Source organism: Cupriavidus sp. FW216-B1 (assembly GCF_058789195.1).
The window spans coordinates 89,650-111,058 of record NZ_JBYTEL010000010.1; the positions used below are offsets into that span (position 1 = coordinate 89,650).

Genomic DNA, 21,409 nt, shown 5'->3' on the forward strand with positions numbered 1-21,409 from the left:
GTTGTCTGCGTGGTTCGGCTGGTTGCGCTCGGTTGTCTGCATTGGCTTGGTTTCCGGTTGGGTTGCAGGATGAGGGTGCTGAATCGGGACGGCCGCCGCGGTCACGGCTGCGCGGCCGGACGTGGCGGATAAGCGGGGACGGCGCCCGCGCCGGGCGCGAGCAGGTCGAAGTCGAGGCAGACGAACTCGCTCGGGAATTCGATGCGCGCGTAATAGACGATCACGCCGTCCACGCAGGCATGGCGGCGCAGCTCGGCCACCGGCGCGCCGACCGGCAGCGCCAGCCGGGCCGCGGTTTCCGCGCCGGCGGCAATGACGGACAGGCGCTGGCGGGCGGCCGTGACCTTGAGCTGCGGGAAGCGGTCCAGCACCGGCACCGAGGCGCCCTGGCGGAACGCCTCCGGCTCGCGCGCGAACACGCCGGCCTCGATGTACACCTCGCTCAGCGCGAACGGCTTGTGCTCGATGCGGTGCAGGCGGCGCAGGAAGCGGTAGCCCGGCGCGCGCGCGGCGCTGCACGGCAGGCCGAGCTCATCGGGCAGCGGCACCAGGCCGTCGGATTCGCCGAGCGCCTCGGTGCCGAGCCGCTCGCCCACCGCCACGGCCTGATCCCAGCTGACCGGCAGCGTCAGCGGGCGGCGCTCGCGGCAGCCGGCCTTGACGAAGGTGCCGCGGCCGCGCTCGCGGATCAGCAGGCCTTCCTCGTCCAGCAGGGTTAGCGCGTTGTGCATCGTCATGCGCGCCACGCCGAATTCGCGGCAAAGCTGTTCGAGCGAGGGAATGCGCTCGCCGGGCCGCCACTCGCCGCTCTCGATATGGCGGCGGAAGATGGTGGCGAGCTGGAGGTAGACGGGCTGACGGCTGCGCGAAAGCAGATCGCCGGAGGCGGCAAAGGCTGGGGGCAGCGCGGAGTTCTGCATGTTCGGCGGGAGGAGCGGCGAAAGGAGCGGCGGAAAGCTCGGCAAGCCGCGCGAGCGGCGGGCGCAGCCTGGCTGCAAGCGAGCTACTTTAGTAAGGTCTACAAACCTAGACTACTAGGGTTAACTAGCGGACCCGCGCCGGACACGAAAAAAAGCGCGGGAGAATTCCCGCGCTTTGCGCTCGTCCTGGTGGCATCCGGCGCGGCGCCGCCTCGCCGCCGGCCGTCCTGATGCCGCCTTCAGGCCGCCATCGGCGACGAGCCTTCCGCCGGCCTGACCTGCATCAGGGCCGGCGCATGCATGGTGGCCGGCATGGCGTCGGGTGCGGTCAGCCAGCCTTGCACGGCCGCCTGGATGCCGTCGGCCTGCGCCTGCTTGCGACGATAGGCGGCGCGCTTCCTGGAGGGCAGTTCCATCACGTCGCGGCGCGGCTGGTCGACCGGCATGCCGATGTTGCCGCAGCCGAGCGGCACGCCGCCGTACTCCGCCCAGAAGCTTTCGTAGTCGCACAGGATCGCGCGCGGCGTATGGCGCTGGCGTCCGACGTGGTTGCGCCGGGATACCCCCACGATGCGGCGCGCGCCGAGCGCCGCCGCCAGGGCGAGCAGCGCTGCCATGACCGTGTCCTTGGGGCGCAGGCCATCGCAGGCCTTGGTCGATTCGCGGATCAGGTCGCGGCTGTGCTCGCCCATCGGGCCCTGCAGGCCGCCGACGAAGACCTCCGCGCCATCCTTGCCCTGCCGGAGGTAGAAGCTGAGCTGGCTCAGGCAGGTGCCGCTGGCGGTGTCCTGCCAGTAGAAGGCCAGTTCGCCTTCCTTGGGGTTGGGCCCCGAGTCGGCCAGGCGCAGCGCATAGCGCGCCTCGCCAAACGCGCAGGCCAGCCCGCCATGCACGTAGATGCGCTCGCACAGCGCCATCGGCACCAGCGCGCGCAGGGTGCGATAGTGGTCCAGCACCGTGTCCATGCGCGCGCGGAAGCCCAGCCCGGACACACCCAGCGGGCGGTACGGGCGCTCCAGCAGCGCCGGCCTGGCCACCGCCACGCACCGCATCAGCGCGCAGGCATCCACCGCCTGCAGCCAGGCGCGCACCGCCGCGAAGCGGAACGCCGAGCGGCAGAACAGTTTCAGGCGCTTGAGACGCGAGCGCGCGCCATATTGCGGATGACAGAACACCGCCAGCGCGCTCAATGTCGCCAGATAGCGGAAGTAGAAAAACGGCCCGAAGTCACGGAATAAACCACGGGCGTGGATTGCCGAGAGCCATTGAAGGCTCGACACTGGTCCCTGCACGGCTTGAAGCTCCCCTGTTCCGCAGCTAAGCCGATAACCGGTCTTGTCTGTCCGCGGCATCTGACACGATGTTTACGAGACGGCAGGACTCCCGACGGACGGGAGGCCAGGCAAATGTATCCGGCTCGTAATATTTCGTAACGAACAGTAATAGTTCCCGTTGACAGGAAAGTGGGGAATTTCTGCGGACAACAAAAAAGGCCGGCTTGGGGCCGGCCTCGCGCGCTCGACAAGATCAGCTCGCCACTTGCTGTTTCCCTCCCCGCGCGGGCAAAGGAAGGCACCGGGAAAGCGCCGGCGCCATCACGAAGTCAGCGCCTACCCTCGCCCATTCCGCGGCAGTCCGGACAATCCGGGACCAATCCGGCCCCGGCTCAGCGGTGTGCCGCCGCCGGCCGCCGCTCCGTCGCGAAATACAGCCCCGCCAGCACCGGCAGCCCGAACCCGATCCAGCTGGTCAGCATCCAGCCGCCGTGGGCGAAGGCCCAGGCCCCCAGCGCGGAGGCAATGGCGCCACCGGCGAAGAAGATTGCCATGAAGACGCCGTTGAGCCGCCCGCGGATGGCGCCGCCGAGCGAGAAGATGGCGCGCTGGCCGACCACGAGGTTGGCCGCCACGCCGAAGTCGAGCGTGATGGCGGCGATGGTGAGCGCGGCCAGCGCCGGCATCGAGCCGGGCGTGCCGGCCATGCCCAGCAGGAAGGCGCCGGCCGCCAGCGCCATCGCCAGCGCGGTGGTGGGGCGGCCCAGGCCGCGGTCGGCCAGGCGCCCGGCGATGGGCGCGGCCACGGCGCCGGCCACGCCGGCCAGCGCGAACAGGGCGATGCCCTTCTGGCTCAGGCCGAACTCCGGTCCCGCCAGCCACAGCGGCACGGTGGTCCAGAACAGGCTGAAGGCGCCGAACATGCAGGCCTGGTAGGCCGCGCGCCGGCGCAGCACGGGCTGGGTGCGCAGCAGTTCCCACATCGATGCCAGCAAGGCGCCGTAGCGCACCGGCACCGGGCGGCGGTCGGGCAGCAGCCGCGCCAGCACGGCGGTCAGCACGGCCATGCCGACCGCCGAGCCGGCGAAGATGGCGTGCCAGCCGAACAGGTCGGTGACCAGGCTGGAGACCGGCCGCGCCAGCATGATGCCGAGCATCAGCCCGCTCATCACGTTGCCCACCACCCGGCCGCGCACGTGCTCGGGCGCCAGGTGCGCCGCAAACGGCACCAGCACCTGCGCCGCCACCGAGCTCAGCCCGATGCACACGGCCGCGGCCAGGAACACGCTGGCGTGGCCGGCCAGCGCCGCGACCGCCATCGCCACCGCGCTGGCCGCCAGCAGCGTGCAGATCAGGCGGCGGTTCTCGATGATGTCGCCCAGCGGCACGATCAGCAGCAGGCCCAGGCCGTAGCCGGCCTGGATCAGCGTCACGATCAGCCCGGCGGCCTGCGGCGACAGCCCCAGCGCGTGGCCGATCGGGCCGATCAGCGGCTGGGCGTAATACAGGTTGGCCACGATCAGCCCGCAGGCCGTGGCCAGCAGCAGCGTCATCCAGCTGGCGCCGCCCACCGGGCCGGCTTGCGTTGCCGCGGCACAGTCTGCTCTTGTCGTCATGTCGATTGCATTCCTACGGTTGAGCCGGGCCGGTCCCGCATTCGGGCGAGCCACGGATCGAAGGTCGAGATCATGCCTCAGATGGCCCGAGCTTGCAGGCCATCGCCGCGCTCAGGGCAGGTAGCCGAGCAGCCGCCACCAGAAGTAGTCCAGCGGCAGCAGCACCAGCAGGGTCGGCGCGGCCAGCGCCAGGCACAGCCGGCTGCCGGCGCGCAGCCCCACGCCGCCGAGCTGCATGGCGATCACGATGGGCGGCGACTGGTACGGGAAGAACACCGTGGAGAACACCGGCACCTGCAGCATCAGCACGCTTTCCAGCGGCAGGCCGGTGGCCTGCGCCAGCTCCCCGGCCAGCGGCGTGAGCACGGCGGGCAGCGCGGGCAGCGTGGCCACCAGCCCCAGGGCCGCGCCCATCGCGCCGAGCGCCGCCACGTTGGCGGCGTCGTGCCCGGGAGCCAGCGGCAGCCATTGCAGCAGCGCCCTGCTGATCGCCAGGCCCAGCCCGGTCGACTCCACCACCGCGCCCAGGCCGAGGAAGCCGGCCACGTAGATCAGTGGCGTCAGGTGCACCTGCTCGGCCAGCATGCGCGGCGACACCAGCCCCACGCCGGGCAGCAGGCACACGATGCAGGCCGCCAGCGAGATCCACGCCGGCGAGATGCCGTGCAGCGCGTCGGTGGCGAAGCCGGCCACGGCCAGCGCCAGGATCGCCGCCAGCACGGTTTCCTGCCGGCCCGGCGCGCCCGCGTCCTGCGGCGGCGGCGCGGCGGGACGCCCCGCTTCCGGGAACAGCCGGCACACCAGCCACACCAGCAGCACGGTCTTGAGCGCGCCGAGGATGGGGAAATGCAGCAGCAGATAGCTGCCGTAGCTGAGGTTGATGCCATACAGCGAGCCGGCCGCGCCGAGCAGCACGCTGTTGGGAATGTTGGCCGGCAGGATGGTGGTGGGCGGCATGTAGCTGGCCAGCGCCACCGTCAGCACCATGCCGATGCGCCCGTTCGAGCCGGGCGCGTAGCCGAGGCGGTCCGCCAGCGCCAGCACGATGGGCATCAGCAGCAGCACGCGCCCGGTGGTCGACGGCATCAGGAAGGCCAGGCCGACCGCGCTCAGCGCCACGGTGGCGATCACCTGCCGGTAGCTGCCCGTGCGCCCGCGAAAGACGATGGCCGCCAGGCGCTGCGCCAGCCCGGTGTGGCGCAAGGCCACGCCGGTCACTGCGCCGCCGAACATCAGCCACCACGCGGTGGAGGCGAAGCCGGAGAACGCCACCGCGGGCGGCGCCACGTGCAGCAGCACCGCGCACAGAAAGAACAGCAGCGTGGTGACGGGCTCCGGCAGCACGCCGAGCGCCCAGCAGCACACGGTGGACGCCACCAGCGCCGCGGCCGTCACCAGCGGGGCCGGCAGGCCGGCGGCGCGCCCCGCCAGCCACACGGCGGCCACGCACACGGCGATGACCGCCGCGGCGCGCGCGCTGTCGGAAAGCTTGCCGGCGGGCGGCGGGCTGGCCGCGGGCCGGGCCGCGGCGGTGGCCGGACTGGTGTTGCTGATGGTGTTGCTCATGGGGCGGGCTCCGTGGCGCCTTGGCATGCCGGTCATGCTAGGCCGCGCGCGTTTGGCGGAGTTACACTTTCCGGGCAATTTCTTATGAATTCCGGCCACCGCCGGCAATCGCACCGGAATTCGCACCGGAATTCGCACCGAAAATCACGCCGGACCCGGCGCAGGATCTGCCCCGGGAATCCCCGCGACGAGACACCCGCCGATGACGCGCACCACCTACCAGCCCATCCCGCTGACCGAACCGACCGCCGCGCAGCCGGTCGTCGTGCACCTGCGCCTGCCGCCGCCCAACGCCATCATCCGCCGCCACCGCCACGCATGGGGACAGGTCACGCTGCCGCTGCGCGGCAGCATGCGGGTGACGGCCGGGGACACCACCTGGGTGGTGCCGCCCATGCGCGCGGTGTGGATCCCGCCGGACGTGGAGCACGAGACCGTCACGCTCGGCGATGCCGCGCTGCATGCCTGCTACGTGCTGCCGGCCGCGGCGCCGCTGTCGCTTGCGAGCTGCACGGTGCTGGAGGTGTCGGCGCTGATGCGGCAGCTGCTGGTCGCCCTCGCCGGCGCGGCGGACCTGTCGCCGCGCCGGCGGCAGTTGAGCGCCGAGCTGCTGATCGAGGAGCTGCGCGCGGCGCCCGCGCTGTGGCCCGGGCTGGCGCTGCCGGCCGACCGCCGCCTCAAGGCGCTGTGCGACGCGCTGATGGAAGCGCCCGGCTCGGCCTTGAGCCTGGCGCAGTGGGCGGCGCGCACGGGCGCCAGCGAGCGCACGCTGGCGCGCCTGTTCCGCACCGAGCTGCACACCAGCTTCGCCGCCTGGCGCCAGCAGTTGCGGCTGGCCCACGCGGTGGACCTGATGAGCCGCGGCAAGCCGCTCGGGCACGTCGCGGCCGAGACCGGCTACGCCAATGCCGGCGCGTTCTCCACCATGTTCCGGCGCGCGCTGGGACAGGCGCCGCGCGATTTCATGGCGCACCGGGCCGACACGTAGGCCGATGCGTCGGCCGATGCATGGGCCAATGGCACCCGGCCCGGCGGGGCCTTGGTAAGATGGCCGGCCAGTCCCCTTCCCACGCGACGAGAGGCCCCCGATGCCCATTGCCGAGACCCGCGCCACCCCTTATTACGCCGTGATCTTCACCTCCATCCGCACCGGGGCCGACAACGGCTACGGCGCGATGGCCGAGGCGATGGAAGCCTCCGCGTCGCGGCAGCCCGGCTTTCTCGGCGTCGAGTCGGCGCGCGAGGACATCGGCATCACGGTGTCCTACTGGGAAAGCCTCGAAGCGATCGCGGCGTGGAAGCGCGACGCCGCGCACCTGATGGCGCAGCGGCTCGGCCGCGAGCGCTGGTACGCGGCCTACAAGACCCGCATCTGCCGGGTCGAGCGCGACTACGATTTCTCGCTGGACTGATACCGCGCAACCGACACCGCGCACTCCGCCCGCGCCGGCGCGGGTCAGGCCAGCCGCACTTCCTCCAGGTCCAGCAGCCGGACCATGTCGCGCGCCACCTCGTCCGAGATTTCGCGCTCGCGCGCGAGCTTGTAGATGGCTTCGCGCGATGCCTCGATCGCGGCCCGCCGCATGGCCCGCTCGACGTCCCGCCGCACCGGCTTGTGGCCGTCGCCCGCCGGCTCCGCGGCATGGCCGAGCGGCTCGTGCAGCCCTGCCAGCACCTGGTCGACCACGTCCATGTAGCGGCGCGCCTCCAGCGAGGAATCCTCTTCGCGCTGCGCGTCGAGGATGGTCGAGATGCGGTTCACCGCCGCCCGGTGCGCGGCCTGCCGCGCGAATTCCCGCTGCCGCTGGTGCGGCGAGGACCGCGCCGGCTCGATGCCCTTGAGCAGGCGCGGCATGCCGATGCTCGCGCCGACCAGCGAGATGATGATCACGGCCGCGGCGAGGAAGATCGCGAGGTCGCGCGCGGGGAACGCCTCGCCGCCGGGCAGCAGCAGCGGCAGCGTCATGACGCCGGCCAGCGTCACCGCGCCGCGCACGCCGCCCAGCGACAGCGCGAGCATGATGCGCGGCGTGGCGCGCGCCTCGGGCGGCGGCGTGGCATTGCGCACGATCCGCGCCAGCCTGACCGAGACGAAGATGCACGCCAGGCGCAGGGCCGCCAGCATGAGCCAGATCAGCAGCGCGTACACCGGCAGCAGCCACGGGTCGTCCCCGGCCTGCGTCACGGTCCGCGCCGCCGCGCGGAACACCCGCGGCAACTGCTCGCCGAGCAGCACGAACATGATCCCGTTGAGGACGAACTGCACCATGTCCCACACCGCCTGGCGCTGCATGCGCGCGAACGCGCTGACGCGCCCCGACAACTCCGCGTAGCTCATGGTCACGCCGGCGGCCACGGCGGCCAGGATGCCCGAGGCGCCGACGTGCTCGGCAAGGAAATACGCGGCGAACGGGATCAGCAGGCTCAGCAGCACCTCGGAGCGCGGCTCCTCGCCGAAGCGCTTCGTGAAGCCGTCGCGCAGCCGCATGACGGCCGCCGTGACGAGCGCGCCGGTCCCCAGCCCCGCGCCCGCCACCCAGAGAAACGACATCACCGCCGACGAGAGCGAGAACGCGCCGGTCATCGCCGCCGCGATGGCGATGCGGAACGCGACCAGCCCGCTGGCGTCGTTGAACAGCGCCTCGCCTTCGAGGATCGAGGTGATGCGGCGCGGCACGGTCAGGCGGCGCGTGATGCCGGCCACCGCCACCGGATCGGTCGGCGAGATGATGGCGGCCAGCGCGAACGCGACGGCCAGCGGCATCGACGGAATCATCCAGTGGATGGCGTAGCCGGCGCCGACCACGGTCATGACGACCAGCACCACGGAAAGCTGGAAGATGCCCAGCTTGTCCCGCCGCAGCATGTCCTTGGGGATGTGCCATCCGTCGAGAAACAGCAGCGGCGGCAGGAACAGCAGGAAGAAGACGTCGGGGTCGAGCCTGACGCCGCGCTCGAACACGCCGGCGATCAGGAAACCCAGCGCGATCTGGAGCAGCGGCAGCGGCACCGGCCACGGGATGACCCGCACCGCCGCGCCGCTCACCAGCACCGCGCCCAGCATGGCAATGGCAATATTGATGCTTTCCAATGCGCCCCCTTTGGCTGCCCCGTATCCGCGCCGCGCCGCGGCCTTGCATGTCCGTTCGCGTCCCCTCGCCTGGCCGGCTAGTGGTACGGCACGCCCAGCGTGTTCTTGTGGATGCGGCCGTCCTTCATGATGATCTTCATGTTCCTGGCCGGGTCCGCGATCAGCGTGATGTCTTCGAGCGGGTTGCCGCCGATCACCAGCATGTCGGCGAACGCGCCCGGCTCGATGACGCCCAGCGCGCCGGGATAGGGGCTGCGGGCGCCCGACAGGCCGAGCAGCGCGGCGTTGCGGCTGGTGCCGAGCCGCAGCACGTCGGCGGGACCGAACCAGCGGGCCAGCTTGGCCAGTTGCTTGCCCTGCGTCAGCGCGCCCGCGGGATTGAACAGGACGTCGGTGCCCCACGCCATGTTCACGCCGTGCTTCTGGCCAAGCTCGAACGCGCGCACCGTGCCTTCTGCGATCGCCTTCTGCTGCAGCCGCTGCGCGTCGGTCGCCTTCGGGTTGGCGTCGTCGTCGGCCAGGAACGGCTGCAGGCTCCACCACGCGCCGGCGTCGGCGATCCGGCGCACGGTCTCTTCGTCCGCGAGCTGGCCATGCTCGATCGATTTCACGCCGCACGCGATGGCCCTGCGGATGCCGGCCGAGGTGTACACGTGGGCGCAGACGTAGGTGCCCCAGTCCGACGCGGCGGCGACGGCGGCGCGCATCTCGTCCTCCGTGTACTGGACCGAGTCGAGCGGATCGAACATCGACGACACACCCCCGCCGGCCATGATCTTGATCTGGCTGGCGCCCAGCATGAGCTGCTCGCGCACGCGCCGCAGCATCTCCGGCACGCCGTCGGCGATCGACGAGATGCCCGCCACTTCCGCCGCGCTCAGCGAGCACAGCGCCGTGCGCGGCAGCTCGCCGCGCCGGCGGAAGTCGCCGTGCCCGGAGGTCTGGGAGATCATCGCGCCCGAAGGAAAGATGCGCGGGCCCGCGATGCGGTGCTCGTCGATCGCCTGCTTGAGCGAGAACGACGGCCCGCCCACGTCGCGCACGGTGGTGAAGCCGCGCAGGACGGTCCGCTCGGCTTCCTGCGCCGCGAGAAGGTAGATGTAGGTGATGTCGGCCGTCATCGCCACGTTCAGCGGCACCGCGGCGAGAATCGAATGCCAGTGCGCATCGATCATGCCGGGCATGACGACGTGCCCCGCGCAGTCGATCACCTGCGCATCGCCCGCGTCCTGCCCGGCCGGAACGAGGCCCTCGATGCGGTTGCCCGCGACGATCACGTCGAGGCCCTGCAGGAGCGCGTCCGACTTGCCGTCGAAGATCCGCGCGCCCCTGAGCCGCGTCGGGCGCGCCGCGGCCTGCGCCGGCACCGGCCCCGGCCCCGGCCCCGGCCCCGCCAGCGCGGGCCCGCCCGCCGCGGCGCCGGCCGCGAGCTCCTGCATGGGCAGGCGGCCCGATGCCGCCTCGCCGAGCCGCCGCAGGACCGCATGCGTCAGGTCACTCCGGCAACGGCACCGGGAGTTGTACGCCAGACGCTGACTCTCATTGCCAATCATGTTCGTCATTCCGTTCTCCGCGGCTTGCTGTGGCAGCAGGCTGCATTCTCTCACTGCCGGCGAATCTTTCGCAAACTGGATTTCGCGATGGCGCGATACCGCGCCGGCATGCGCGCCGGTTTGACACACTGCGGACATAACGCACCGGATTGGGGCGCAGTGAATCGGATATGTGCGATAGGACAACGTCGGCCAATGCGAAAAAGAACGATATGCATGACCACGATCCATCGCCATAAGCCCGCCGCGCCTTTCACCGCGAATTGGTTCAATTTTTTTATGACACGGAATGCCTAGGGATTGCCCTGCTTGCGGTCATTTCATGATGCGCACAGAATTTATTCAACCGGGCAATGATTAATCTTTAAATCCCGGCGCATCGATTTTTCATTCATTAAACCATTCTATCAACCACTCAATCGGTCACTCAACCGGTCATTCAATTACCAGGCATGATCTCGATTTCCATGTGCAGCGGCTAATCGCCAGTCTTCCGACGGACATGTCGATTGCCGCGACGCACCTCATCTCGCGGAGGTTTCCATGGCACGCCGTTCGATCGTCTCTCACACCATCCTTGCCTCGTCGCTGTTCGCAGCGCTGCTCCTCTCCTGCGCCGCCGCCAGCGCGCAGACGGGCGGGACCATCCGCTTCAGCGGCGCGCTGGTCGAGCCGCCCTGTTCATTCAGCGTGCATCCCGCGGACAGCGAGCGGATGCGGTTCCACACGGCCTGCCCGCGCCCGGTCGCCGGCAAGGTCGCCTTCACCGGCACGCCCGGCCACCTCCCGGCGCGCCACGTCGGGTTCACGCACCGCACGCAGTCGATCGGCCTGCCGGCGCTCGCCGCCGCGCGCCATTCCCGGATGACCGCGGTCATCACCTACCGCTAGCCGCCGGCATCGACCCGCCCGAACCCGGCATCGCGCGCCATGCGCGCGAGCGCCGACGATGCCCGGCTGCGCACCTCGGCGAGCGCCTGCGCGAGCTCGCCGGGGGTGGCGCCGGAGGTGACGCCGGAAGCGGCGTCGGGCCGGTCCGCCAGCAGCGCTTCCAGCCGCGAGCAGGCCTCGACCACGTCCGTGGCATGCAGCATCGCGAACGCGCCCTTGATGGAATGGGCCTCCGCCGACACGGTTGCCCGGTCGCCTCGCGTGATCGCGCTCGCGGCCGCCTGAAGCGACTGCGCGGTGCGCTGCTCCAGCGTGCCGAGCAGCATCTCGGACAACGCGGCATCGGCGCCCGCGGCGTCCGCCTCGATGGCGGCCTCGGCGCGCGGGTCGGCCGCCAGGCTCAGGTAGCGCCGCGCCGCGGCGTCGATGGAGGCCAGCGACATCGGCTTGAGCAGCACGCCGGAGATGCCCGCGTCGCGCAGGCGCTGCGAATCGGCGGCCGTGACGTCCGCGGTGATCGCCACGATCGGCGTGCGCGCGCCCTGGTTGCGCAGGCACGTGGCGAGCGTGTAGCCATCCATGACCGGCATCGACAGGTCGGTCAGCACCAGATCGTAGTGGCGCTCGTTGAAATGGCGCAGCGCGACCAGGCCGTTCTCGACGATGTCGCCGGTATAGCCCAGCGCGTCGAGCTGGTCGCGGATCAGCTCGCGGTTGACTTCGTGGTCTTCGGCCACCAGCACGTGGATGCCGCGCGCGTCGTGCCCGTCGCCGGCCGCGGGCGAGGCGTCGTCATGCGCGGGCGCGCCGCCCGCGGCCGGCCGCAGCGGCAGCGTCACCGTGAAGGTGCTGCCGCGGCCCGGCTCGCTCGCCACCGCGATGGTGCCGCCCATTGCCCCGGCGATGCGCCGGCACAGCGCGAGCCCCAGCCCCGTTCCGCCGAAGCGGCGCGTGACCGACACGTCGACCTGGTCGAACGCATCGAAGATGCGCGCCTGCTGCGCAGCCGCGATGCCGATGCCGGTGTCGGCCACGCGGATCCGCAGCGGCGCCGCCGCGCTGTCCGCGCCATCCGTGCCATCGGCTGCCGCATCGACGTCGACCGACACGCGCCCCCGCTCGGTGAACTTGATGGCGTTGCCCAGCAGGTTCGCCACGATCTGGCGGACCCGGCCCGGGTCTCCCGTGTACCAGCGCGGCAGCGCCGCGTCGAAATGCGCCTCCAGCGCGAGTCCCTTGCGCTGCGCCAGCGGCATGAACATCGCCACCGTTTCGCGGATCAGCGCCGCCACGTCGAAGCGGATCGGCTCGAAGCGCATCTCGCCGGCCTCGATCTTGGAGAAGTCGAGGATGTCGTTGAGGATGTCCAGCAATGCCCGCGACGACGACGCGATGGTGCGCACGCGCGGCGCCACGGGCGCCGCCTGCGGCAGCCGCTCGAGCAATTCGAGATGCCCCAGGATCGCGTTGAGCGGAGTGCGGATCTCATGGCTCATCGCCGCGAGGAAAGCGCTCTTCGCCGCGTTGGCGCTGTCCGCCGCCTGCTTCGCCGCGGACAGCTGGCGCGCGAGCTGGCGCTCGGTGGTGACGTCCGCCAGCGTCGCCACCACCACCGGCTGCCCCTGGTAGTGCGACGGCGCCAGCTTCGCGGCCACGTCGATGGTGCCGCCGTCCCCGGTGGGCAGGTTCAGCTCCACGTCGAGCGCCGCCGCCGCGCGGCCGCCCGGCGCGCCGAACGCGGCCGGCGCGTGCCGCCGGAGCACGTCGCCGAGCTGCCCGTCGGCCGTCGTGCCGATGCGCCGCTCCAGCGCCTGCATGTGCGCGCTTTCCAGCAGCACGGTGTTGTCGTTCGCGTTGACGAGCGCGAGGCCGACCGGCACGGTCTCGATCAGCGTGCGGCTCAGGTGCTCGCTGTCGAACACGCGCTCGGAGCGCGCGAACAGCGGCACGAGGATCTTGCGGTTGAAAAGCAGCACGAAGGTCCACAGCAGCGCGATGGCCAGGCCGGTGGCGATGGCCGGCGCGGCGCCGTCCCGCGCCACGCGCGCGGCGATGACCCGGCCCGGCACCGCGTAGGCCAGCGTCCAGCCGGTGTCGCCGAGCGGCGCGCACAGCAGCAGCATGCCGTCGCGATAGGTCCCGGCGGCGCCGGGCGCGGCAGGCCCGCGGCACTGCGCCGCCCCGGCGCCGGCCGGCGGCGGCGCCGCCGGGCCGGACGCGCTGCCCGTCACCGCCTCGGCGCGCTCGTCGGCCACGCGGTAGGCCCCGGAAAACGAGCCCGGCTCCAGCCGCTCGAGCAGCCGCTCCGGGCTGAACTCGCCGGCGACGATGCCGATCGGCCGCCCGTGCGCCGTCATGGGCGCGAGCACGCGCAGGCGCGGCCGCCCGGTGAGCGGATCGGCCCGCGGGCGCAGCCAGCGCAGCGGCCGGCTGGCGCCGCGCGGCGCCGCGGACCACGAGGCGAGTTGCTCGAGGCCCGCGCCGTAGTAGGCGGACAGGCTGGCCGGATCGGCCGCGATGCGCGGCAGCGGCGCGCCGGCCAGGTCGGGCAGCGGGCTGATGCCCACCAGCGCGGCCGCCGGCGCCACGAAATAGCCGCTCAGCCCCCACGGCAGCCCGACCGCGTCGTTCATGGTCTTGACCAGGCTGCTGCCCGCGCCCGCGGTGCTCCGCGCCACCGCGAGAAAATGGCCGGCCGCCTCGCCGCCGGCGCCCTGCCCGCGCGCCAGCCGCAGGACCAGCGCGCCGCGCGAGTCCGGCGTGACGGGGAACACGATGCGGCCGTCCTGCGCCTCGAACGCGCTCACGTCGGCGGCATCGGCGGCGCCGGTGCCCTCCCAGGCGGTCTCGATCCCGACGGCGGCGATGCGCACCCGCGTCTCGCTCGCCCTGACGACGTCCATCACGCGCCCCAGGTCGCGCTGGAACGCCTGCCGCTCGTCGTTGAGGTCCTCGCGCACGAGACCGGCGAGACCCAGCGCGAACGCCAGCAGGATCAGGAGCGTCAGCGCCGCCGAGCCGATGAACAGGACGATGCGCTGATGGCCGCGGACGCGGGCGAGCAAGCTGGGAGACGACGATGCAGGCATGGTAGATTACCGTTGCTCTTTGATGCGTTCGCGCATCGGGATCCAGGCACGCGGCAACGGCCCGCGGCACAGGGACAACGCATGGCATGGCGGAGAAATCGTGAGCGCTGACAACCAGTTTTCGATCAAGGTCGTGATCGCCGACGACCATCCTACCGTATTGCGCGGTCTCGTCCATACGCTGGAGCCGATCGGCACGACCGAAATCGTCGCGACCTGCCGCAACGCCACCGAGCTGATCGCCGCGCTCGAGAAGCAGCCGTGCGACGTGGTGGTTTCCGATTATGCGATGCCGGGCGGCGAGCACAGCGACGGGCTGGCGCTGTTCGAATACCTGCGGCGCCATTATCCGAAGGTCGGCATCGTCGCGCTGACGGTCATGGACAGCCCGGCGGTCATCCGCGCGCTCCTGGCGGCGGGCATCACCACCATCCTGAGCAAGTCGGACGCGACCGGCCACATCATCACCGCGATTCACAGCAGCTACGCCGGCGGCTCGTACCTGTCGCCGACCATCGAGAAGGTCGTGGCCGGCAGCGAGGGCGCGGGCACCGGCCAGCCGCTTTCGCCGCGCGAGCTGGAGGTGGCGCGGCTGTTCGCCTCGGGGCTGTCGATGACGGATATCGCGAAGCGGCTCAACCGCAGCAAGCAGACCGTCAGCACGCAGAAAGTGATGGCCATGCGCAAGCTCGGCATCGCGAACGACGTCGAGCTGATCCGCTACGCGATCGAAGGCGGGCTCGTCGCTTCGCCCGGTAAAGACGGCAAATAGGCGCTTCTCTGCCTGCCGGCGGCGCGCCGGCTTGTCGCCGAATGCTACCGCGCCATCACGCCATCGCTTCGCAATGGGGATGGGAGATGCCCGCGCCATGCCTTTTCTTTTTTATCCTGTTTTTATCTCCGCTTTTAGCCAAAATCTTAATTTCAGTGCCAAAAAACATTGATTTTTTCGGTCTGGAATGAATTTCGTACGAGTACTAATCAAAATAAGTAAAGTCGATCAATCGTATGATTGGCGCCATCCATTCCTATTATTAAACTGACTTCGGCGGCTTCCCCATTGCACCAGTCCCTTGTGTGAACCACGCGAGGCGCAAACGGAAGGCATCCGCCAGGACTGGTTGCGACGACAAGGGCACCGTACCCCCGACGGGCCGAGCTTCGCATTGCCGCCCAGTCGCCGCCGTACCCGTTCCCTCACCGGGAAACGGGATACCCATGCCCTTGTCGCGCGCGCCCATTACTCAACGGATTAAATGGCATGAATAAATTCTCAATCCGCGTTGTGATCGCCGACAGCCACCCCGCGGTTCTGATCGGACTGCAGCAGGTTCTCGAGAGCGCGGGCCACATAGAGCTCGTCGGCACTTGCCTGAACACCACCGAACTCGTCGAACTGCTGCAGCATGTCGCCTGCGACGTCGTGATCTGCGATTACACGATGTCCGATGGCGAATATGGCGACGGCATGGCGCTGCTCGGTTATTTGCAGAGGAATTTTCCGAATATCGGGCTTGTCGTGCTGACGACGATCAGGAATCCCGCCGTGATACGGACATTGGCCGCGCACAGCGGCCTGTCGTTCATCAGCATGGCGGACTCGACCGGCCACATCATCACCGCGGTCCACGCCAGCTTCGCGGGCGGGACGTACACGTCACCGACCATCAGGGCCATCGCGACCACCCTGAACAAAGGCTCGGCCGACCTCGCCACCGAACTGTCGCCGCGCGAGGCGGAGGTGGTGCGGCTGTTCGCGTCGGGCAATACCGTGACCGATATTGCGGAACACCTGAAACGCAGCAAGCAGACCATCAGCTCGCAGAAACGAAGCGCCATGCGCAAGGTGGGCGCGTCGAACGACGTGGAGCTCATCACGTTCGTGCTGAACGGAGGCAATGAAGGCGCCTCGCTGCTCTTTCCGGCGGACGACCTGTCCGGCGCGCACGCGAGGGAGATTCCCTGAACCCCTGAACCCCTGATGCCTGACGGGGGCGGACGCGGTTGTCCCGCCCCCAAAAAGCGCGTCCCCGCCATTGCGGGGACGTTTGCGTTTACGGGCAGCCAGGCAATCGGCCTTGCTGCGGGGGAAAAGCCTACAGGCCTTCCCCGCTCTCGACGGCGGGGTGCCGGCTTGCCGGAACGCTCGCGCCCAGCCCGGACAATCCGCCGCCCGCCGCGAGGCGCTGCAGGTAGTCCGCCGCTTCCAGCGGCCGGCACAGCGCATAACCCTGTCCCGCCGAGCAGCCCGCCGCGCGCAGCGCGGCGACCGCCTGCACGGACTCGATGCCCTCGGCCACCACCGTCATGCCCCGCGCCAGCCCCAGATGGACCGTGGCGGCCAGCGCGCCGCCGAGGGCCGGGCTGTCCGCCATGCGGCGCACCAGCGCGCCATCGATCTTCATCTCGTCGAACGGCATGTCGCACAGCATCTTCAGCGACGCCGCGCCGGTGCCGAAATCGTCCATCGACACGCCGAATCCCCTGGCGCGCAGCCAGTGGATGGAGGACGACAAGGCCAGCTCGTCGAGCACCGGCTCGCTTTCGGTCAGCTCCAGCTTGATGAGCGAGGCGGGCAGCGAGGCCTGCGCCAGCGCGCGCTCGAAGGCCGGCACGAAACCGGCCGACGACAACAGCGCACAGGGAACGTTGACCGCGACGGGCACGGCCCGGCCCAGCCGGGCCGCGCGCTCGAGCACCGCGACGACGCGGCCCAGTTGCAGGAAGAAGAAGCGCTGCGCGCGGGCCGCGTCCTGCGTCCACGGGATGAACGTGGCCGGCGACACGGCGCCGAACTCGGGATGGCTCCAGCGCGACAGCGCCTCGGCGCCGACGATGCGGCCGTCGCGCAGCGAGAACTGCGGCTGGACCACGATCCTGAAGCCCTCGTCCCGCGCCAGCGCGTCGACGAACGCGGCCTCGCAGCCTTGCTGCCGGTCCGCCGCGGCGCCATGCGGGACGTCGGGCAACGATGCGATGACCTGCCTGAGCGCACCGGCAACCGCGTGCGGCGAGCGCTCGCACAGGATATGGACCGGAACGCCCGCCTCCCCGGCGAGCCGCGCGTGCGACGCCAGCGCCTGCCGCGACAGCTCGGTCGCGTAGACCACCGGCGGCACCGCCGCCAGCCGGCCTTCGTCGCGCGCGGCGGCAAGGCGCGAGGGCAGGAACAGGCCTTCGCCGTTGTCCCGGCAGAGCTGCGCGAAGACGACGGTGCGCATGCCGGATGCCAGCAGTGCGAGCAAGGCATCCGTCGAACCCGCGAACTCGACCGTGACGCCGGACAGCCAGCGCAGCGCGGCGCCGAGCCACGCCGGCACGTCGCCCGGCGCGGCCAGGACGACCAGTTGCGTGTGGGCGCCGGGCATCCGGCGCGCGGCGCCGCCCTCTCCCGTGCGGGCGGGCGGCGCGCCCGGCGCCATGCGCCGGCCGGATGCCGGCGCGTGCCGCGCGTTGCCACAGCCGCGCGCCCGGATCATATCCGCCACACCGGCCATACCGGCCGCGCGCGCGCGGACCCGGTCCTCGTTCCTGCTTTCCACCGTCGCTTTCATGAGCATCCTCCCAGTCCTGCGAACAGGGATGACGCCATCGCCCGTTCGCTTTCCCTTTTGGTTTTCCTTCCGCTTTTCCTTCCGCTTTTCCTTCCGTGCTGGCTGTCCATCCGCGCGCGCCATCTACTGATAGTCGACCAGCACCATCACGCTGCCCTTCACGCTGCCGACCGTCACCGGGTCCGCCGTCTTGATGTATGTCGCCTTGTACGGAACCGCGTACGAGCCGCCGGTCGTCTTGCTGTAAGCATTGAGCTTGATCGACTGATTGAACGTGGCGGGCGTGCCGTTGGCGTCGGTGATCCGTATGCGCACGCCGGTGGCGGTGGAGTCCGCGCCGAGCGGCAATACCCCGGTGTAGGCGCTGGTCTCGGAGCCGACCGGCACGAAGCTGTAGCCCACGCGGTTGAAGCCCGCCGGGCAGTTGTTCAGCCGGACGTTGAAATCCACGCCGCCGGCGCTGCTGCCCACGGCGCCGAGCTTGCCGAGCGCGATCGGCGGCAGGGTGACGGCCTGGCTCGGCGTGGAGCAGGTCCCGTCGATGGTCTGCACCGTCGCCGCCAGGAAGATCTGGTATTTCGTGTTCCCGTTCGAGAAATACAGGATGTAGTACGCGGGGGAGAGGGTGGCGCCGTTGGCCTTGAGCGGGCCGCCGACCACCTTGGTCCCGTTGGACACCAGCTGGATCTCGATGGGCCGCGAAAAGGAGACGGTGCTGGGCCCGGCCATCATCGTCTGCCCGTTGATGATCAGACGCGTCGAGAGCCCGGTGACGGTGGTCAGGACGTCCGGTCCCGGCACCCGTTCGGCGCCGCCGTACTTGTACATCTCGATGTACGTCAGCGTGCAGGTCGTCCCGTAGCAAAGCTGCGACGGCGTCAGGTAGTCGCGCGCGACCACGGTGCCGCCGGCGACGCTGGCCGGCACCGTGATGGTGGACTGGCCGAACACGTACTGGGCGAATGCCGGCGACGACAGCGCGGCCATCAGCCCGGCGGCCACGAGGCCGTTCCTCGCCCAGCGGGCGGGCGCGATCCGCGCGGCCGCCCGGGCCGCGCGCATGACGATGGAAAGAAGTCTGTTCATGCTTGGGTTCCTGTCTGTTTGAACTACACCCGGATTGCGGGACGCGGCGTGTGGCGCGCCGGTTGCGCGGCGCCGCCACCTGCCGTTGCCTTCGGCCGCCGTCAGTCGGCGGCGGGCCCGCAGGTCGTCTCGATCTGCTGGTAGCTGCGCGCGGGCTGCTGCCCCTTCGCCGCCGCCAGCGTGTACGGCATGGCGCACGACGCGCCGCCCTCGTTGCCCCAGCGCACGGTCAGCGTGCCGTGCTCGTCGAGGCCGCGCGCCAGGATGCGGCCGCCCTGGCCGACCACGCCGACCTCGGTGCCCGCCGCGTTGAGCACCTGGGCGCCGAACGGCAGGGCCTCGCCACCGGCCTGGCGCGCGGCGATCAGCGCCGCGCGGCCGACCACCGTCGGGAAGCGGATCAGCGGCACCGCGCCCGCGCGCGGCACCACCTGCTGCGCGGTCACGCTCAGCTCGACGTCGAGCGGCAGCCCCGTGGGATCGAGCTCGACCTCGTTGATCGAGTACGGCGTGAGCATCGGCACCACGGCATAACCGCGGCTGTCCATGCGCACCCCTTGCGAATTGAGCACGCGCGCGCCGGCCGAGCCCGGCGCCTCGACCACGGCGAAGGTGTCGGACAGCGGCTGCGACAGCGTGACGCCGCCGGGATGGACGACCACCCCGCCGCGCGCGCCGACCGAAGCCTGCTGGTAGCCCTGGCCGACGCCGGCGCTCGCCGTGAGCTCGGCATACGGCGCGCGATACACGACCGTGCCGCTGCCGTTGGTCGAGGCGCCGCCGTCCTGCGACGCGTGGTTGCCCGACACGCTGTAGAACAGCGCATCGTCGCGCCCGGCGCTGCCCGACAGCGTGGCCTGCGCCTGCGCGCGCCCGTTGGTGTCGAACGACAGCGCCGAGGACGCGATGACCGGGCGCTCCCTGCCCAGCGGAATGCTCACGCTCGCGTAGAACGTCGTGTTGCGGTTGCCCAGGCTGCCGTTCTCGCGCGTTACCGACAGCCGGTAGGTGATCCGGCGGAACACGTTCGAATACGAGGCGGCATAGGTGATGTCCGAGCCGGGACGGTTCCAGTAATTGCTCCCCGACAGCGTCATGCCGAACTGCCCGAAGCGGGCGCCCAGGTTCTGGTTGACCGACAGCGACGCGCGGCTGCGCTGCCGGGCGATGTCGTCGGGCGAGCCGCCGCGCTCCACCTGGTCGCGCATGAGCATGGCGTCGTTGAGGCCGAAATAGCCGCTCGTCGAATAGCGGTACGCGGCGATGGCGATGTCGGTGGAGGTCTGCGTGATCGACTTCGCATAGCTCACGCGCGCGCTGGTGCCGTGAAAGCGCCGGGTGCCGGGCGCCACCGTGGTCGCCTGCGTGACGTCCACGCCGAACGCGCCCACCGAGGTGTTGAGCGCGCTGCCCAGCATGAACGACAGGTAGCCCTGCGCCGCGGTCACGCCGCCGTAGCCCGTCACCAGGTTGGTGAGGCCCTGCCGCCACGTGCCCTGCATGAACAGCGGGTTGCGGCTGCTCTGCGCGGTGCGCACCGCGCCGGCCACGAAGCTGTAGCGGTGCGTGCCCGGGCGCAGCGCCAGCGGCACCGCCGCGTACGGCACGGAAAACTCGTGGACCGAGCCGTCGGCTTCCTTGACCGAGACGTTCAGGTCGCCGCCGTAGCCGGTCGCGTAGAGGTCGTCGATCTCGAACGCGCCCGGCGCCACGGTGGTCTCGTAGATCTTGACGCCGTTCTGGCTGACGGTGACGCGCGCGTTGCTGCGGGCGATGCCGCGCAGGACCGGCGCGTAGCCGCGCGCCGAGTCCGGCATCATCCGTTCGTCGGTCGACAGCTTGACGCCGCGGAACTGCGTGGAGTCGAACAGCTCGCCCGACGTGTAGGCTTCGCCGATGGTCAGTTGCGAGGTGAGCCTGGGCAGGTCGCGCTGCACGTAGGTGGCGATGTCCTGGTAATGCCCGCCGTTGTTGTTCGACCAGCTATACGAGCCCTGGTGGCGGAAATGCCAGTTGCCCACGTTGAAGCCCGCCGTCAGGCCGGCGAAGCCCTGCGTCAGCGACGGACCGTCGTTGTTGCGCGTGGTGTACAGGTCGGCGCTGTAGTTCAGCATGCCGGTGGTCACGCCGGCTTCCCAGCGCTCCGGCGAGACGTAGCCGCGCGGCGTGCGGCGCAGCACGCCCTGCGGAATGCTGAGCGACAGGCGCTGCTCGTCGAACACGAATGCCGCGCTCGCGTCGGCGATGGCCTCGGGCAGCCCGACGCACGCGTCGTCCGCCTTGAGCCGGTCGCGCACGTCGTCGGGCAGCTTCAGCAGGTCGACGCCGAGCTCCTCCAGCAGCGCCCTGCTGAAGCAGGGCTGCGCGTCCTTGCCGTCGGCGGCGGCGCGGAACGGCACCTGCGCGCGCGTGACGCTGTCGCCGTTGACGTAGAGGTCGACGCGGTAGTCCCCGGGCAGCACGCCATTGCTTTTCTCGAAGCGGCTCAGGTCGATGCGCTGCTGGTCGGCGTGCACCAGGAAGCCGCTGTCGAACTGGACGTCGGTGGCGGCGGGCTGCGTGCTCGCCGCGGCGCCCTGGCGGCCCGCGGGCGCGGCCTCGGCCTGCCCTTGCCACAGCAGCAGCGTGGACAGGACGGCCAGGTACAGCGGGTTCAGTCGTGGCACCCGACCACCGTCGATGCCACCGTGGCAAAACAATGTCATATGACTCCTGAGATGTCTCTTGAGACCGGAGGCCGATAAAGCCGCGGGGCACCGGGCAAAGCGG

Annotated in this window: 15 protein-coding genes; 5 read left to right on the forward strand and 10 right to left on the reverse strand. The window is 70.6% G+C overall.

What is annotated here, in order from left to right; genetic code table 11:
• Positions 1–101: 101 nt before the first annotated feature.
• The 4 genes from AC3WXD_RS20850 to AC3WXD_RS20865 form a co-directional block, all read right to left on the reverse strand.
• Positions 102–920 (reverse strand): GntR family transcriptional regulator, encoded by an 819-nt coding sequence (locus AC3WXD_RS20850; RefSeq protein WP_059411902.1) that lies wholly within the window; start codon positions 918–920, stop codon positions 102–104.
• A 239-nt stretch (positions 921–1,159) separates the two neighbouring features.
• Positions 1,160–2,200, reverse strand: a complete 1,041-nt coding sequence (locus AC3WXD_RS20855; protein ID WP_492324604.1) for a DUF535 family protein — start codon at positions 2,198–2,200, stop codon at positions 1,160–1,162.
• Positions 2,201–2,586: 386 nt separating this feature from the next.
• Positions 2,587–3,810, reverse strand: coding sequence for an MFS transporter (locus tag AC3WXD_RS20860; protein ID WP_052165841.1), 1,224 nt, complete (start codon positions 3,808–3,810; stop codon positions 2,587–2,589).
• A gap of 111 nt (positions 3,811–3,921) precedes the next feature.
• Complete coding sequence (locus AC3WXD_RS20865; RefSeq protein WP_492324605.1) at positions 3,922–5,376, reverse strand: SLC13 family permease; 1,455 nt, start codon at positions 5,374–5,376, stop codon at positions 3,922–3,924.
• 202 nt (positions 5,377–5,578) lie between these two features.
• Here AC3WXD_RS20865 and AC3WXD_RS20870 point away from each other — a divergent pair, with 202 nt between their 5' ends.
• Together AC3WXD_RS20870 and AC3WXD_RS20875 are read left to right on the forward strand one after the other, a co-directional pair.
• Positions 5,579–6,364, forward strand: coding sequence for an AraC family transcriptional regulator (locus tag AC3WXD_RS20870; RefSeq protein ID WP_059411905.1), 786 nt, complete (start codon positions 5,579–5,581; stop codon positions 6,362–6,364).
• 100 nt (positions 6,365–6,464) lie between these two features.
• Entirely contained in the window at positions 6,465–6,788 is a 324-nt protein-coding gene (locus AC3WXD_RS20875) for an antibiotic biosynthesis monooxygenase family protein (protein WP_492324606.1), read from the forward strand.
• A 44-nt stretch (positions 6,789–6,832) separates the two neighbouring features.
• On the opposite strand, the gene AC3WXD_RS20880 is transcribed toward AC3WXD_RS20875, so the two are convergent.
• Both AC3WXD_RS20880 and AC3WXD_RS20885 read right to left on the reverse strand, forming a co-directional pair.
• Positions 6,833–8,467, reverse strand: a complete 1,635-nt coding sequence (locus AC3WXD_RS20880; protein ID WP_492324607.1) for a Na+/H+ antiporter — start codon at positions 8,465–8,467, stop codon at positions 6,833–6,835.
• A 77-nt stretch (positions 8,468–8,544) separates the two neighbouring features.
• Positions 8,545–10,029: a metal-dependent hydrolase family protein gene (locus AC3WXD_RS20885; protein ID WP_492324608.1), complete on the reverse strand. Its 1,485-nt coding sequence runs from the start codon at positions 10,027–10,029 to the stop codon at positions 8,545–8,547.
• 534 nt (positions 10,030–10,563) lie between these two features.
• Between AC3WXD_RS20885 and AC3WXD_RS20890 the strand changes: the two genes are divergently transcribed.
• Entirely contained in the window at positions 10,564–10,911 is a 348-nt protein-coding gene (locus tag AC3WXD_RS20890; protein WP_492324609.1) for a type 1 fimbrial protein, read from the forward strand.
• Here AC3WXD_RS20890 and AC3WXD_RS20895 read toward each other — a convergent pair.
• Positions 10,908–14,000 carry an ATP-binding protein gene (locus tag AC3WXD_RS20895; protein ID WP_492324610.1) on the reverse strand — a complete coding sequence of 1,031 codons (3,093 nt, stop codon included), beginning with the start codon at positions 13,998–14,000 and terminating at the stop codon, positions 10,908–10,910. The two genes, AC3WXD_RS20890 and AC3WXD_RS20895, sit on opposite strands and share 4 nt — an antisense overlap.
• 100 nt (positions 14,001–14,100) lie before the next feature.
• Here AC3WXD_RS20895 and AC3WXD_RS20900 point away from each other — a divergent pair, with 100 nt between their 5' ends.
• On the forward strand, positions 14,101–14,772 hold the full coding sequence (locus tag AC3WXD_RS20900) for a response regulator (RefSeq protein ID WP_043366056.1): 672 nt from the start codon (positions 14,101–14,103) through the stop codon (positions 14,770–14,772).
• 489 nt (positions 14,773–15,261) lie between these two features.
• Entirely contained in the window at positions 15,262–15,966 is a 705-nt protein-coding gene (locus tag AC3WXD_RS20905) for a LuxR C-terminal-related transcriptional regulator (protein WP_043366050.1), read from the forward strand.
• 130 nt (positions 15,967–16,096) lie between these two features.
• Here AC3WXD_RS20905 and AC3WXD_RS20910 read toward each other — a convergent pair whose 3' ends face one another.
• From AC3WXD_RS20910 to AC3WXD_RS20920, 3 genes are all read right to left on the reverse strand, one after another.
• A complete protein-coding gene (locus AC3WXD_RS20910) occupies positions 16,097–17,368 on the reverse strand; it encodes an EAL domain-containing protein (RefSeq protein ID WP_492324611.1) in 1,272 nt (423 codons plus the stop codon).
• Between the two features lie 309 nt (positions 17,369–17,677).
• Positions 17,678–18,640, reverse strand: a complete 963-nt coding sequence (locus tag AC3WXD_RS20915) for a fimbrial protein (RefSeq protein ID WP_155888021.1) — start codon at positions 18,638–18,640, stop codon at positions 17,678–17,680.
• Between the two features lie 101 nt (positions 18,641–18,741).
• Positions 18,742–21,306, reverse strand: coding sequence for a fimbria/pilus outer membrane usher protein (locus AC3WXD_RS20920; protein ID WP_020202223.1), 2,565 nt, complete (start codon positions 21,304–21,306; stop codon positions 18,742–18,744).
• Positions 21,307–21,409: the final 103 nt, after the last annotated feature.